At 31.4% G+C, this 15125-nt stretch carries 15 protein-coding genes; all 15 read right to left on the bottom strand.

Going from position 1 to position 15125, the window contains the following annotated elements; genetic code table 11:
- Positions 1-198 carry a YqgQ family protein gene (locus tag SH09_RS05295; RefSeq protein WP_042739023.1) on the bottom strand — a complete coding sequence of 66 codons (198 nt, stop codon included), beginning with the start codon at positions 196-198 and terminating at the stop codon, positions 1-3.
- Complete coding sequence (locus tag SH09_RS05290) at positions 188-1642, bottom strand: rhomboid family intramembrane serine protease (RefSeq protein ID WP_042738583.1); 1455 nt, start codon at positions 1640-1642, stop codon at positions 188-190. Before SH09_RS05290 ends, SH09_RS05295 begins: the two co-directional genes overlap by 11 nt.
- A gap of 11 nt (positions 1643-1653) precedes the next feature.
- Positions 1654-2196: a 5-formyltetrahydrofolate cyclo-ligase gene (locus tag SH09_RS05285; RefSeq protein WP_042738582.1), complete on the bottom strand. Its 543-nt coding sequence runs from the start codon at positions 2194-2196 to the stop codon at positions 1654-1656.
- A gap of 146 nt (positions 2197-2342) precedes the next feature.
- Positions 2343-2492, bottom strand: coding sequence for a 50S ribosomal protein L33 (rpmG, locus tag SH09_RS05280; RefSeq protein ID WP_042738581.1), 150 nt, complete (start codon positions 2490-2492; stop codon positions 2343-2345).
- Between the two features lie 128 nt (positions 2493-2620).
- The gene (locus tag SH09_RS05275; protein ID WP_042738580.1) at positions 2621-4672 is read right to left on the bottom strand and encodes a peptidoglycan D,D-transpeptidase FtsI family protein; all 2052 of its coding nucleotides are present in this window, start codon (positions 4670-4672) and stop codon (positions 2621-2623) included.
- Positions 4673-4794: 122 nt separating this feature from the next.
- Entirely contained in the window at positions 4795-5394 is a 600-nt protein-coding gene (locus SH09_RS05270) for a superoxide dismutase (RefSeq protein ID WP_042738579.1), read from the bottom strand.
- 274 nt (positions 5395-5668) lie between these two features.
- Positions 5669-6082 carry a Fur family transcriptional regulator gene (locus SH09_RS05265; RefSeq protein ID WP_042738578.1) on the bottom strand — a complete coding sequence of 138 codons (414 nt, stop codon included), beginning with the start codon at positions 6080-6082 and terminating at the stop codon, positions 5669-5671.
- Positions 6072-6932: a metal ABC transporter permease gene (locus SH09_RS05260; protein WP_042738577.1), complete on the bottom strand. Its 861-nt coding sequence runs from the start codon at positions 6930-6932 to the stop codon at positions 6072-6074. Before SH09_RS05260 ends, SH09_RS05265 begins: the two co-directional genes overlap by 11 nt.
- The gene (locus SH09_RS05255; RefSeq protein ID WP_042738576.1) at positions 6929-7702 is read right to left on the bottom strand and encodes a metal ABC transporter ATP-binding protein; all 774 of its coding nucleotides are present in this window, start codon (positions 7700-7702) and stop codon (positions 6929-6931) included. Before SH09_RS05255 ends, SH09_RS05260 begins: the two co-directional genes overlap by 4 nt.
- A gap of 153 nt (positions 7703-7855) precedes the next feature.
- Positions 7856-8746 carry a deoxyribonuclease IV gene (locus SH09_RS05250; protein ID WP_042738575.1) on the bottom strand — a complete coding sequence of 297 codons (891 nt, stop codon included), beginning with the start codon at positions 8744-8746 and terminating at the stop codon, positions 7856-7858.
- Between the two features lie 8 nt (positions 8747-8754).
- Positions 8755-10095: a DEAD/DEAH box helicase gene (locus SH09_RS05245; RefSeq protein ID WP_042738574.1), complete on the bottom strand. Its 1341-nt coding sequence runs from the start codon at positions 10093-10095 to the stop codon at positions 8755-8757.
- A 137-nt stretch (positions 10096-10232) separates the two neighbouring features.
- Positions 10233-11336 (bottom strand): Nif3-like dinuclear metal center hexameric protein, encoded by a 1104-nt coding sequence (locus tag SH09_RS05240; protein WP_042738573.1) that lies wholly within the window; start codon positions 11334-11336, stop codon positions 10233-10235.
- The gene (locus SH09_RS05235) at positions 11337-12014 is read right to left on the bottom strand and encodes a tRNA (adenine(22)-N(1))-methyltransferase (RefSeq protein WP_042738572.1); all 678 of its coding nucleotides are present in this window, start codon (positions 12012-12014) and stop codon (positions 11337-11339) included.
- Positions 12015-12077: 63 nt separating this feature from the next.
- Positions 12078-13184 (bottom strand): RNA polymerase sigma factor RpoD, encoded by a 1107-nt coding sequence (gene rpoD / locus SH09_RS05230; RefSeq protein WP_042738571.1) that lies wholly within the window; start codon positions 13182-13184, stop codon positions 12078-12080.
- A gap of 136 nt (positions 13185-13320) precedes the next feature.
- Positions 13321-15105: a DNA primase gene (gene dnaG / locus SH09_RS05225; protein ID WP_042738570.1), complete on the bottom strand. Its 1785-nt coding sequence runs from the start codon at positions 15103-15105 to the stop codon at positions 13321-13323.
- Positions 15106-15125: the final 20 nt, after the last annotated feature.

Here is a 15125-nt window from a genome sequence, read left to right as displayed (position 1 = left end):
TTATTCATTCCTTCTCTGATTTATAATTAATCTAGACTTCAAATATTCATCCTTAGATATTAATTTATATTGAAATAGAGAGTGAATTTCCTGCTCCATCATTTCATACATATCATTTTTATCTTTAAAGTAAATAATGAAGCCAAATTTTTTCAATAGCTGTTGTACATCATAAAAAGTTGATAAATTATGATTCATCATCTTGATCACTCAATTCTTTATGTAAGTTGACGTAATCATCATTTGATGGGTCAATTTTAAGCGCTTTTTTAATGTATTTCAATGCTTTTTCATTATCGTCGAGTGATCTATTAGCAATAGCTAATTCATAATTTAAAATACCTGAGTTAGGGAAATAACTCAATCCTCTTTCCCATGTTGCCACACCCTCTGCTTTAGAATCAATTGTTGCAATAATGAGTCCCTTTAAATAATATGTTTCATCGTCAGCATATTTCTTTTCGATTGTTTGTTGAACCATTTCTTTTGCCTCTTTATAATTATTATCTTTCATTTCATTTTTGATAATTGTGTTATAAATATTATCTTCTTTTATAGTAAATATTCTGATTTGTGCAGCTATAAATAAAATTAATATTATAATTAATAATATCCAGAAACGGGTTCTATTTTCCTTGAAATAATAACCTATTAATGTGATTAATACGCCCCCAACAAAACCTCCAATATGTGCAACAATATTGACGTTATGCATAAATAGTGACAAGCCAATTAAAATAACTAGGACTATCAGAAGTTGTCCTATTACCTTACGATCGAATCGTTGGCTAATATACATAAATGCGAAAATTGCACCAATCAAACCGAAAATTGCACCACTGGCACCTACGGACACAGTATCTGTATTAAAGGATAAAGAAGCAAAGTTACCAAACAAACCTGATATGATATAAATAGCAAGCATGCGCCAATGACCGACGATTGACTCAACAATTTTCCCAAATATAAATAAGCTCAACATGTTCATTAATATATGTTCAAAATTAAAATGTAAAAATATCGAGGTAATCAACCTATACCATTCACCATGTACCACATTAAAGTGTACTAATCCACCAACATCAAGTAATTTAAAATCTGAAAATCGATTTAATATTAAAAACATCAATAACCAAATAATGACATTAATCGCTATTAATGCGTATGTGACAGGTGAAAATTTAACCATGTGCTTTTCGACTGGATTGGTATTTAAAGCTCTATTTTTATAAAATGTTTTAGTTTGTTTATTCTGTCTATTAAAAACTGTTTTTATTGCTATATTTGGCAATAATTTATCAATTTCTTTATTATCTCTGATGATTTTAACTCTAAATTTTGTATCTTCATATTCATCTAGATTTTCATCGGTAAAGGTTTTTTCTGTAAAAATATATAATTCATATTTATTTGGTGTAAAGCCTAAAAATGAAGTAATATCTGCTTTATGATCTTGGATTCTACTTTTATCGAATCGTACTTCTTGAGCAGAATTCGCTCCATATTTAAAAACGACAATTGATGACTTTTTCTCATTGACTAACCAAATTTCGCTATCATCAGTATTTTGATGTATCACTTGATAGTCGAGATATTTCACCCAAGTATATATACATTTCCAAAAATACTTTTCAGTAATCATTTTTGCCTCCGTTATTTAGTTGTAGCAATTATTAATTTCTCAACTGGTTGGTCATGGTTTTCAGGTTCAAAGTTACTCAGTTGAAAATCATATATTAAACTTATAGTCTGTTGCTTATTGCGACTTAAAAATTTATCGAAATAACCGCCGCCATAACCGATTCGGTACCCCATCTGATTGAATACTACGCCTGGAACGATAAGTAAATCTAAATTATCAGTAATTTCAGTGTCATCTTTGACATGATTTATCCCTTTATCATCTGGACCAATATTATCTAGATTTAATAGCGCCTTAAAATGCATTGTTTTATTTATATAATCTGTTTCGGGTACGAATACGTGTTTATTATCTCTTAACATATCTGTAATTATATTATATGTATCAACTTCATGTTCCATAGATAAAACAATACCAACTCGTTTGGCCTGTTTATATTCCTCAGTATCATATAAACGTTTGGCTAATTCTTTATCAATTGATGGTTTGTTTTCATTAGTTTTGAAATCATTCATTGTACTTAATTTGCTATGGCGTAATATTTTCTTACTCACTAGAACACCTTCCCCTAATACATACTGTTAATATTATAACGTTAATGAATTATAATGTCATTAAAGTGAATTATTAAAAAGAATAAAATTCATATTTTACAAAAAAATACCAGATTCTAAAGATAGAATCTGGTCTAAAATAATTATTATTTTGTTTCACGGTGCAATGTATGTTTGTTATCACGAGCACAGTGTTTTTTCATTTCAATACGTTCAGGATTAGTACGTTTATTTTTTTTAGTAATGTAGTTTCTTTCTCCACATTCTGTGCAAGCAAGTGTTACGTTTACGCGCATGCTAATTCCTCCTTACCTTTTCAAAATACGACCTATTTATCATACCATTTAGTTATAAAATTGAAAAGTATTATTTTTTATTAAAGACGATTATAACAGTGTCTAAGATATATTTTATCGTAATAAATTTAATCTTTATCCTTATTCTTGAAGTAATAGTTTATAACATCTCTACCTAAATCACCACCGTTTAACCAAGGCTCTGGTACAGGTTGATTTGTATAGACGATAGAAAATGCAAGTTTAGGGTTATTAGCTGGTGCGTATCCAATATATGTTGAATTTACTCTAGGTTTGCCGTCTTGGAATACTTCAGCAGTACCTGTTTTACCAGCTGATGGTACGTCAGTATTTTTGAAACTTTGATAACCAGTACCCTCTTGCTTGTTAAATGCCATATAAAAACCATCTTTTACTTCGTCAAGTTCATTCTGGCTATTATTCACTTTATTTAACACAGTACCTTTTATTTTAGATTTAACTGGACCTAATGAATCTTTGTTTGTTGCCTTTCTAACTTCTAAACCAATATGCGGTTGTATACGATAGCCATTATTACCAATTGTAGAAACGTATTGTGATAACTGTAATGGTGTGTACGTATCATATTGTCCAATTGCTAAATCAAGATAGTTACCAGGATTATTTGTTAAAGGCTCGGTTTGACCACTCGTCTCATTTGGCAAATCAATTCCGGTTTTAACTCCTAGTCCAACCTGATTAAGACCTTTACGTAATTTTTGTCCTGCAGTTGTTATATCTGAAGGTAGTGTCATATTAGGTGTATAAGGGGCACCAGCCATCTTCAATGCTGTTTTAAACATGTATACGTTAGATGAATGCATCAGTGCTTCTTTATCATTAATCGTTACCTTACCATCTTGGTTGAAGTAAGAATGTTTAGATAGACCGCCAGCAAATTTTAATGGTTCATCGACCATTTCTTCACCAACATTGATTGCATTATTCTGATAACCTGCTAATAATGTTCCACCTTTAACGGATGAACCAACAGCATATTGTGATGTAAATGTTCCTATGTCATAATCTGTCAAATCACCATTTTTATCAATTTGCTTACCTGCCATAGCTAAGATATCACCATTATTAGGATTTTGAACAACCATTAGTGCATTGTCCATATCTTTGGCACCTTCACTACGTAATTTTTGGATTTGTTCCTCCAAATACTTTTCAGTTTTACGTTGTAAATCAATATCGATACTTAATACTAAATCGTCACCACGTGACCCAGGATTAACCACTTTAGAATCAATGACATCCCCTGACTTATCAGTAGTGTACTTCATTTCTTTCTTTTTGCCTCTTAAAATATCATCATATTGATATTCTAGGTATGATTTTCCGACGCGATCATTACGAGAGTAACCTTTAGCTAAATATTTTTCGGTTAATTCTTTAGGAATCCCTTCTTCAGTTGTAGAAACATCTCCAAACACACCTCTTAACGTGTTTTTATATGGATATGTACGATCCCAATCAGTCGTAGTATTCACACCAGGTAAATCAGATAATTTTTGTGAAACTGCTGCGTATTCTTTGTTTGATACATCATCATTTTTAATTGTTTGTGGATCAAGTGCAGACCCTGACATCATTTGACGATAAATTGCTAATACTTGTAAATCCTTTTTAGATAATGAATCCATTTGTTTTTTTCCTATCTTTTTATACAAAGTTTCATCATAATCATCTTGAGAAATACTACCATCATCAAGCATTTGCTGTTCGTTCTTCATTAAATCCTTAGCTTTGTTCGGATGGATTTGTATCCAATAGTCTTGCTTATCGCGGTCGGTAATCTTATCCGTATCCATCTTGATTAAGTCGGATAAAGACTTAGCAGTTTTTAACACCTCAGCTTGTGTAGTCTTTCTGCCACGCGTATATGTAATAGCTTTTTTCGACGCATTATCTACTAGTACTTTACCGTTTCTGTCTAATATGCGTCCTCTGGGTACAGCCTCATTAATAGTTAAATTTTCACTATTTTTAATGAGTTGCTTATAATGAGAACCTTGTGCTATTTGCAAGTAACCCAACCTTAATACGATTATTGCGAAGATGAATACAATAACTCCAAATATAAAGCCAATTCTTTTGTTCATGACATTCATGATCTTTTCATCGTTCGATTTTTCTTTTAATCTTTTTAACACAATAACATACCTCTATTCAAAAGTTCTCATAATAAATGATATATGAAATTTAAGATTATTTCTATTATTTTACTAAAAAAAATGACGACCTTTATAAAGGCCGTCATTAGCGCATACATAAATTATTTTGCAGCGTTATATAACTCGTCAACTTTTTCCCAGTTAACAACATTCCAGAAAGCACTGATATAATCTGGACGTTTGTTTTGATATTTAAGGTAATATGCATGTTCCCATACATCTAAACCTAAGATAGGTGTTTTACCTTCAGTAATAGGGTTGTCTTGGTTAGGTGTAGTAACGATTTCTAAGTTACCGTTATTTACAACTAGCCATGCCCAACCTGAACCAAAGCGTGCTGCAGCTTTATCTGCAAATTCTTCTTTAAATGCATCTAAAGAACCCCATTGTTCTTTAATTTTATCAACTACAGTACCTTTTTCTTCAGAGTTAGGAGTTAATAATTCCCAGAATAATGAGTGGTTTAAGTGTCCACCACCATTATTTCTAACAGCTGTTTGAATATTTTCTGGTACACTGTCTAAGTTTGCAACAATTTCTTCGATTGATTTAGATTCTAAATCAGTACCTTCAACTGCAGCATTTAATTTAGTTACATAAGTGTTGTGGTGTTTACCATGGTGGATTTCCATAGTTTCTTTGTCAATATTAGGTTCCAACGCGTCGAAACCATAAGGTAAATTTGGTAATTCAAAAGCCATAAATAATCATCCTCCTAATTAATCTTTAAATAAAGCATAACAACTTATACAAATGACAACAATTAATTTGCTTTTAAAAGTAAAATATAAATGTCATAGCATGATGTTTGTCATCTTTAGTTACAATATAAGTATATCTCAAAATGAGAATATTTAAACATCATAAACCAACTATTTTCAAAATTCAAACTAATTCATACTAATGACCTATGTTTTATTGTTCATTTGATTGTATATCTAAGAAATAAATGTCAAATTACACCAATTATAATTATTACGCTTGCTTACAAGCTTCACAAATTCCATACACTTCCAATTTATGTGTATGAATTTCTACGTTTGGTAAGAATGATTTAACTTCATCTATTGGACAAAAATCTATTACTTTAGTGTCCCCACATACTTCACAAATAAAATGATGGTGATGATGATTTGTACAGGCAATTCTAAATTTCATTTCTCCGTCTAATTCTGTGTTTTCAACGATGCCTAATTCTTTAAATAAATGCAGGTTTCTATACACTGTATCAAAAGAAATACCTGGATATGTGTAATCCATTTTTTGTTGAATATGCTTAGCATTTATATATTTATCTTCTTTGACAAAAATATCTAACATTTCTCTTCTTTTATCTGTATATTTATGTCCATTCTTTTTTAAAATACTAATTGCGTCATCAGTTTTCATTTTCAACAGATCCTTTCATAGAATTTATTCTTAATTTTTGAATAAGCATTGTTAAAGCAAGCATTAATACAAGTAAGACAACAATGACTCCACCCGGCGAGATATTAATATAAAATGCAAGTATTAACCCACCTACAACTGATAATTCACCAATGATAATACTTAGTATAATTAATTGTTTAAATCCTTTTGTGATGCGTATAGAGATAGCTACAGGTAATGTTATTAATGCACTAACTAATAATATACCTACGACACGCATCGATGCAGAGATAACCATTGCTACAATGACAATAAACATCAACTGTATCCATTTTGGAATCCCTATCACTTTACTATATTCTTCATCGAAAACGAGTATAAACATTTCCTTATAAAAAGAGATGATGAACACTAGTACAATGACTACAATTGCAACAATCGTAAGTACATCGCTTTTCGTAACGGCACTTATAGAACCAAATAATAGTCCAACGACCTCTTGATTAAACCCGTCTGCTAAAGATATAAAAATCGCACTTAAGGCAATACCAGTACTCATAATAATAGGAATAGCAATTTCCTGATAATTACTATAAGACGTACGAAGTTTCTCGATTAGTATAGCGCCAATAACAGCAAATAATATACCAAACCAAATTGGATTTATAAACGTTAACACCGGAGCGATTGTAATGATAAACATACCAAAGGATATACCACCTAAAGTCACATGACTCAATGCGTCTGCAATAAGTGATAAACGCTTCACAACAATGAATGCACCGATTAATGGTGCAATAAACCCTATTAGCAATCCGCTTAATAGTGAATAGCGCATAAAATCGAAGTTTAATAACGCTTCTATCATGATGAACAACACTCCCTATTATGTTGGTGATCTACGAATTGTATAGGATGACCATAAATTTTTGAAATTTCTACCTCATCTAAAGATTTAAACTCTTCAGTTGAACCATGGAAGTGAAGGTGTTTGTTTAAACAAGCAACCTCAGTTGCGGTATCAGCAACAACACCAATATCATGTGTTACCAAGATAATTGTAACGCCTTCTTGCTTTAATCGTTGTAATGTTTCATAAAATTCACTTACATGTTTAGCATCGATACCATTTGTTGGTTCGTCTAATATTAGTACTGATGGCTCACTGATTAATGCACGAGCAATTAATACACGCTGTTGTTGTCCACCAGATAATTCAGCAATATTTTTATCAATTAAGTTTGATATATTCAAACGCTGTAATACAGTTGCAACCTTTTTTTCATCTTCTTTGTTAAAGCGCTGAAATAATTTTTTTCTTTTGGTTAATCCGCTTAGGACCACCTCTTTAACACTTGCTGGAAAGCCAGACTTAAATGCTTGTGCTTTCTGCGATACATAACTAATTTTTAACATAGATTGTTTACCATTATAATCTATACCATCAACATAAATTTTACCTTTTTGAATAGGTAAAAGGCCTAGGATAATCTTTAATAAAGTTGACTTTCCTGCACCATTTGGACCTACAATGGCTAAAAATTCACCGCGATTTATTTTTATATTAATGTTTTCTAATACATGTTTATTGTCAAAATAGTAATCAATATTATTCAATTCAAATACAGGAGTAGACATGTTTTCACCTCGTTCTATACTATACAACGTGAAAAACATTATGTAAATAGTAATGTTTACGAATTAAAATAAACTACCTTTAATCAGTTGTAATTGCGTCAAAAATATATATTTCTAATCGCTACACAATAGAATTAAAAGTAGTTCATCTGTTTATTCGCTCATTATTTTATTTTTTAAATCAGCATCAAATTGTTGTTTTTTCAACATTTCAATTTCATGTTTGTATGGTGGTCGTTTATTCTTTTTATCTTCACCGACAAATGGTGTTTCTAAAATTTTTGGAATATCTTTAAATGTTTCATGATGTACTACATAATTTAATGCATCGAAACCAATATAACCAAAACCGATATTTTCATGTCTATCTTTATGTGCGCCAATATCATTTTTACTGTCATTCACATGGACAACTTTAATGCGGTCAACACCAATAATCTTATCAAATTCATTTAAAACGCCATCGAAATCTTCTCTGACATTATAGCCAGCATCATGGGTATGACAAGTATCAAAGCATACAGATAGTCTTTCATTATGGTTTACACCATCAATAATTCGTGCGATTTCTTCAAAACTACGACCAATTTCCGAACCTTTCCCAGCCATCGTTTCTAATGCGATTCGAACATCATTATCATTGGTAAGTACTTCATTTAACCCTTCGATAATCTTCTTAATACCAACATCTGCTCCCTCGCCAACATGTGATCCTGGATGCAATACAATATCCTTAGCACCTAAAGCTTGTGTACGTTCGATCTCGCTTTGTAAAAACTCTACTCCAAGCTCAAATACATGAGGTTTTAATGTATTTGCAATGTTGATTATATAAGGTGCGTGCACTACAATATTTGACAACCCATTTTCACGCATCACTTCATGGCCTTTTTCGATATTTAATTCTTCAATCGGCTTTCTACGTGTATTCTGAGGAGCCCCTGTATAAATCATGAAAGTAGATTCACCTAATTTAGTCGCTTCTTCTGCTGAACCTTGTAACATTTTTTTACCATTCATAGAAACATGTGAGCCTAATAACATAAGTTGAATTACCCCTTTCTATTTTTTCTTTCTTGTCTTCTTTGTTGTTTACTGTGTTGTCTACGTTCTTTTTGTTTTAATTGATCTAAATCACGTTTGAATTTCTTTTTATAACCAGGTTTAACCTTTTTCTTATTTCTTTTAACTTTATGCTTTAATTCATTTGTTAAATGATCATCTTTATTCTTACGTGTTTGACGTGTATTATGTGCCTTAATTGGTTTAAGTTCGCCATCTTTAATGTCTACATTTTCAAAATGATAACCTTGCTGTTCAATTAAACTAATATTATCTTCTTCATTTGGACTATATAGTGTTATGGCAACACCTTTATAATTACCTCGACCCGTTCTACCCACTCTATGTGTAAAGAAATCAATATCATTTGGAACATCGAAGTTAATAACATGGCTTACGCCTTCAATATCAATACCTCTCGAAGCCAAATCACTCGCGATAACATATTGAAATTCTAAATTACGAATACGTTTCATTTGTTGTTTACGTTCTCTCGGTGTCAAACCACCGTGAATCATACCCACTTTTATTCCAGAAGCATTTAACTGTGCAGCTAACTCATCCGCACTTTCTCTACTATTACAAAAGACGATACTTAAATATGGATTAAGTATATCAATTAAACGTAATGTTTTTTCTACCTTATCTTCACCTTTTGTTGGAATTAGATAAAATTCAATATTCTTTTTATTTTTCTGTGTATGTTCAATCTCAACAAATTCAGGATTTTCTAAATATTTATTTAAAAATGGATGTAATGATTTAGGAATCGTCGCACTAAACACTGCAATATGTGCAGATTCGTCTAATCTTGTAGCAATATGATCTACTTCTTCAATTAATCCTAAATCTATCATTAAATCTGCTTCATCGATAACTAAATATGACGCTAAATGTACATGTAAGTCACCATGCTTTGCTAAATCATTAATACGTGTAGGTGTCCCAATAACTAATTGTGGTTGATTCTTAGCACGTTGTTTATCTTTCTCGATATCAGTACCACCAATAAACAATTTAACAGACACTTGATCTTTAAACTTTGCTAAGTGACTCGCTACGTCAAATAGTTGCTGAGCTAATTCTCTTGTAGGTGCTACTACAATCGCTTGTGGTTCATTTATATTAATGTCTATATTATTCAACAGAGGTAGTAAAAAGGCATGTGATTTACCAGTACCTGTCTGCGATTGACCTATCAAGTTTGATTGTTTTATTATCTTCGGAATTACTCTTGTTTGAATTTCAGTTGGTTGATCAAAATTCAAATCCTTCACAGCATCAATCAGACTTGGTTCTAACTTAAAATTTTCAAATGGGTGATTCGCCATGTCTTGGCCTCCTTAAATCTTCATCTTTTCTATTATAAAGCATTCGTTAGTAATTTTGAACAAAATTAAATAAATATTGAAAATACCATAACCGTCAAGCTAATTATAGTTAAACTTATTTATTAAATCGACATTATTTAATAATAAGTAAACGGATCTGTATTAATTTGGGATACATTTACTTTCACTGTTTGATCTTGTTCTGCAAGCCAATTTATTAGTAATGCTTTTAATCCCTCTTTCATAACATATTCACTATAATGGTTAATATCAAGTAAATTCACGCCATCAATTTTCGCATCTAATGCATCGTGATGTTTAATATCTCCTGTAATAAATAGATCTGCCCCTTTACTAGCAGCTAAATATTCATATCCAATACCTGAACCACCAATAATTGCTACAGTTTCAATATGTGAGTGGTTATTGCCTATAAAGCGTACACTCGGCATATTTAATTGTTCTTTTACATATTGTACAAAGTCTGGCACGTTGTAAGATTGAGTAAGTTTACCAATCATGCCCAATCCATAATCAGCTTCTCTTGTAAGTTGAATTAAGTCATATACTGGGGTTTCATATGGATGATATTGGTTAATTAAATCTATTGCTAACTGTTGCTGCTGCTCTGTAATCATAAATTCTAATTTCATTTCATTAACTGATTCAATTTCATTCATCGTACCTAAATAAGGATTCGCACCATTAACTGGTTTGAATTGTCCAGTTCCTTGACTTTGAAAGAAACAATATTCATAGTCACCTTCTTGAGCAAGACCATACTTACTCAATTTACTTTTAAAATCTGTTAGATTTGCTTCAGGAATAAAAACTTGTACCTTATAATAGGTTATCACTTCAGGGTTTAAAATTCGCATATTTTGTAAACCTAACTTTTCTCCTAACATAGCATTTACGCCTTTTGGATAAACATCTAAATTTGTATGCATAGCAATTAAATTAATGTTATTTTGAATGATTTTACGAATAATTGCTCCATAACCATCTTGTTCATTGATTTGTTTTAAACCTTTGAATATTAATGGATGATGACAAATAATTGTATTTGCGCCTAATTCAATAGCCTCATTAACTACATCAACAGTACAATCCAGTCCAGTGAGAATACTTGTTATTTCAGCGTTTTCATCACCAATAAGTAAACCAACATTGTCCCACGACTCTGCTGTTGTAAATGGTACATGATTATTAATTACCTTTAATAAATCACTTATTTTCATTTATAACACCTCATTAATCAAATTAATTTCTTTATTAATCTCATCCAATCGAGTTGCATGTTGTTGCTCATTCAAATTACTTTTAATTTTTAATAATGCATCCTTTTCGTGTTGCCATTTTTTATAAAAGTATTCATTTTTATTCAACAATAATACCGGGCCAAATTTTAATGCTTGCTCAGTCATTGTACCTGGATGCTCACTAAAATCTGCAACAATTATTTCATATATATGTCCTTTTTCTTCAAAAATTTCTTCATTGGTAATTGTATATCCTAAATTAGGTAATAACTTTCTGATTGCACTAGATTGCACATTACTCTGTAACACCAAACGTGGTTTATTATTAAGTTTGAACTGACCTTCATTTAAAATTTTAGCAATTAGAGGTCCGCCCATGCCACAGATTGTCACTGTCGTGACGTTATTTGAGTCCTCTAATACAGATAAACCATCACCTAATCTTATATCAATTACTTTCCCAAGTTGATGCTCAGCAACACTTCTTTGAGAAGCTTCAAACGGTCCTTTAATTACCTCTCCAGCTATAGCCTGTTTTGTTAAGTTATTTTCAATAGCAAAAATTGGTAAATATGCATGATCAGAACCAATATCTGCTAATAAATCTCCAATAATATACTTACTTACATTCTTAAGTCTTTGATTTAATGGAATCATCTTGTTTCTCCTCACATAATATGTAAAAAGCTCTTTTGTACTTTGTACAAAAGAGCTGAAAAATTAGTCCATAAAGTCTTTCAAACGTTTACTTCTACTTGGATGTCTTAATTTTCTAAGCGCTTTAGCCTCGATTTGACGAATACGTTCTCGAGTAACACCGAAGACTTTACCTACTTCTTCTAATGTACGCGTTCTACCATCATCTAAACCAAAACGTAGTCGTAATACATTTTCTTCTCGGTCAGTCAATGTATCTAACACATCTTCTAATTGTTCTTTTAATAATTCATAAGCAGCATGATCAGAAGGACTTTGCGCCTCTTGGTCTTCAATGAAGTCACCTAAATGACTGTCATCTTCTTCACCTATTGGCGTTTCTAAAGAGACTGGTTCTTGAGCAATTTTAAGGATTTCTCTTACTTTTTCAGGTGGTAAATCCATTTCTTCACCAATTTCTTCAGGAGCTGGATCACGGCCTAAATCTTGTAATAATTGTCTTTGTACGCGAATTAATTTGTTGATTGTCTCAACCATGTGCACAGGAATACGAATCGTTCTTGCCTGGTCGGCGATAGCACGTGTAATCGCTTGACGAATCCACCAAGTTGCATATGTCGAGAATTTAAACCCTTTGCTGAAGTCGAACTTTTCTACTGCTTTAATTAAGCCCATGTTTCCTTCTTGAATCAAATCAAGGAATAACATACCACGGCCTACATATCTTTTAGCAATACTTACTACAAGACGTAAGTTAGCTTCTGCTAAACGAGATTTTGCAATTTCATCGCCTTGTTCGATTTTTTTAGCCAATTCAATCTCTTCTTGTGCACTTAAAAGATTCACACGTCCAATTTCTTTTAAATACATACGGACTGGGTCATTTATTTTAACTCCTGGAGGGGCACTTAAATCATTTGGATTTAACTTTTCATCAGTATCAGAACTGTCTTTTTCATTAACTAAACTAATATCATTGTCAGTTAATTGATCAAAGAATTCATCCATTTGGTCTGAATCCATTTCGAAGTTTTGCATTTTTTCAGCAATTTCTTCATGACTTAAATGTCCTTCTTTTTTACCTTTTTCAATTAATTGTTTTTTTACATCTTCTATTGTTAAAGATGGATCAATGGTTTGTTTTTTTATTTTAACTCTATTTCCAGACATGAAATGGCCTCCCGAATATAATATCAACTAGATATTAAAATATTATAAAGACAAAAATTAATGAAACTAATTTAGAATAATACTTCAATATACATGTTGTCAATAGCATTAATATACAAATATATTCATTTTTGATTTAACTCATTCTATTTTTATTGAAATTTACAATCTTTTCTAAATAGTATTTTTGTAATTCCATATCACCTAATTTAGAAGCCTCCCGGAGCTTATGATTAAGTGATTCAATTGTTTCTTCATTTCTATTAGATATTATAGTGTTTAAATAATCATCAATTTCATGCTCATACGGTTCTTCATTGATCATATAGTTATCTAATGATATCAATGCTTCTTTAATTTCATTGGAATCGACGTATTGTAACACATCACTAATATTGAACGTATCATTTTCTGAGTAAAACTCACGTAAAACATTAAATATACGCTTAAAAAATTGATTTGTAAAGTCTTCAGTTTGAAGTGATTGATGATAATTAAGAAAAACATCTTTATCGTTCATAAAATGTCTTAATAGTGCCCGTTCCGCCTTTTCCTGTTTAGTTAAATTATTAAATTGAGGTAATGACGGTACTTGGTGAAATTGGGGCTGACTATTGTCTTGTTGATGTCCTACTTCATTAATTAGACTATCCATGCTAACTTTAAACAATTCTGACACTTCTTGCAATATCTTTTTACGTTGAATTACTGATTTAACATAAGAAATATCCATTGTCACTTCTTTTAAATATCGTTCGTATGCAAGGTCATTATTGTTGATTTCTGCTTGATGCAAATTAACTTTGTACAGAACAAATGCTTTCTTCTCATGCTCTACATAATAATTAAAAGCTTCAGCCCCATGTTTACCAATGTATTCATCAGGATCCATATCTTTAGGTAATTGAACTACAAAGACATTCAATCCTTGTTGTAAGAGCATTTGACCTGTTTTTAATGTTGCTTCACTACCAGCAAAGTCACCATCAAACATTAAAGTTACATTCGACGTTAGTTTTTTGATAAATGTGATATGCTCTTGAGAAATCTGAGTACCCATACTTGCCACAACGTGTTTCAATCCAGCTTGATCAGATTTAATAACATCCATAAATCCTTCTAATAATATAATCTCATCAATCTTTCTGATCGCTCTTCGTGCCTTATCCACGTTATATAGCAATTTACGCTTTTGGAAAATAGGTGTTTCTGGACTGTTTAAATATTTAGGTTCTTGATTTGTATATGTTCTACCTGAATAACCAACAGTACGCCCTTGAGCATTTGTTAGCGGGAACATAATTCTATCTCTAAATCTATCATAATAACTGAAGTTCTCTTCATTTCTTGATAATAAACCAGCCTCATATGCAAGTTGTATATCGTAACCTTTCTTCTGTAAAAAGTCATGACAAAAATGAGAATTGTTCGGTGCATAACCTATTTTTCTACTATCTATTAAATCCTCTGTAAACCCGCGTTCCTTTAAATAATTAAGCGCCGCTTCACCTTCGACTGTTTTCTTCAATGCATAATGATAATATTCTTGCATTAATTCGTGCATTTCAATCATCTTCAAATCATCTGACGCAACTTGATGACCTTCTGCAGCCTCATAGGTTGAACTACCTGTGTCTACCTTTATATTTACCCTTTCGCCTAATTCTTTAACAGCTTCGGTAAAAGAAAGACCTTTAATCTCTTGTGTGAATTGAAAGACATTACCACCTTTTTTACAACCAAAACAATGGCATATTTGTTTATCTTCGGAAACGGTAAAGGAAGGTGTTTTTTCATCATGAAAAGGACACAAACCAATGTAATTGCGTCCTCTCTTTTCTAATTTCACATATTCACTTACTAAATCTAGTATGTCAGTTTTATCTTTAATTTCATTTATTGTTGCTTGATCAATTCGCAAATATATCACCTATTAAACAT

This window comes from Staphylococcus gallinarum (assembly GCF_000875895.1).
Lineage (GTDB): Bacteria > Bacillota > Bacilli > Staphylococcales > Staphylococcaceae > Staphylococcus > Staphylococcus gallinarum.
The sequence above is the reverse complement of the archived record's forward strand: the minus strand, read 5'-3'. Positions and strand labels throughout refer to the sequence as shown.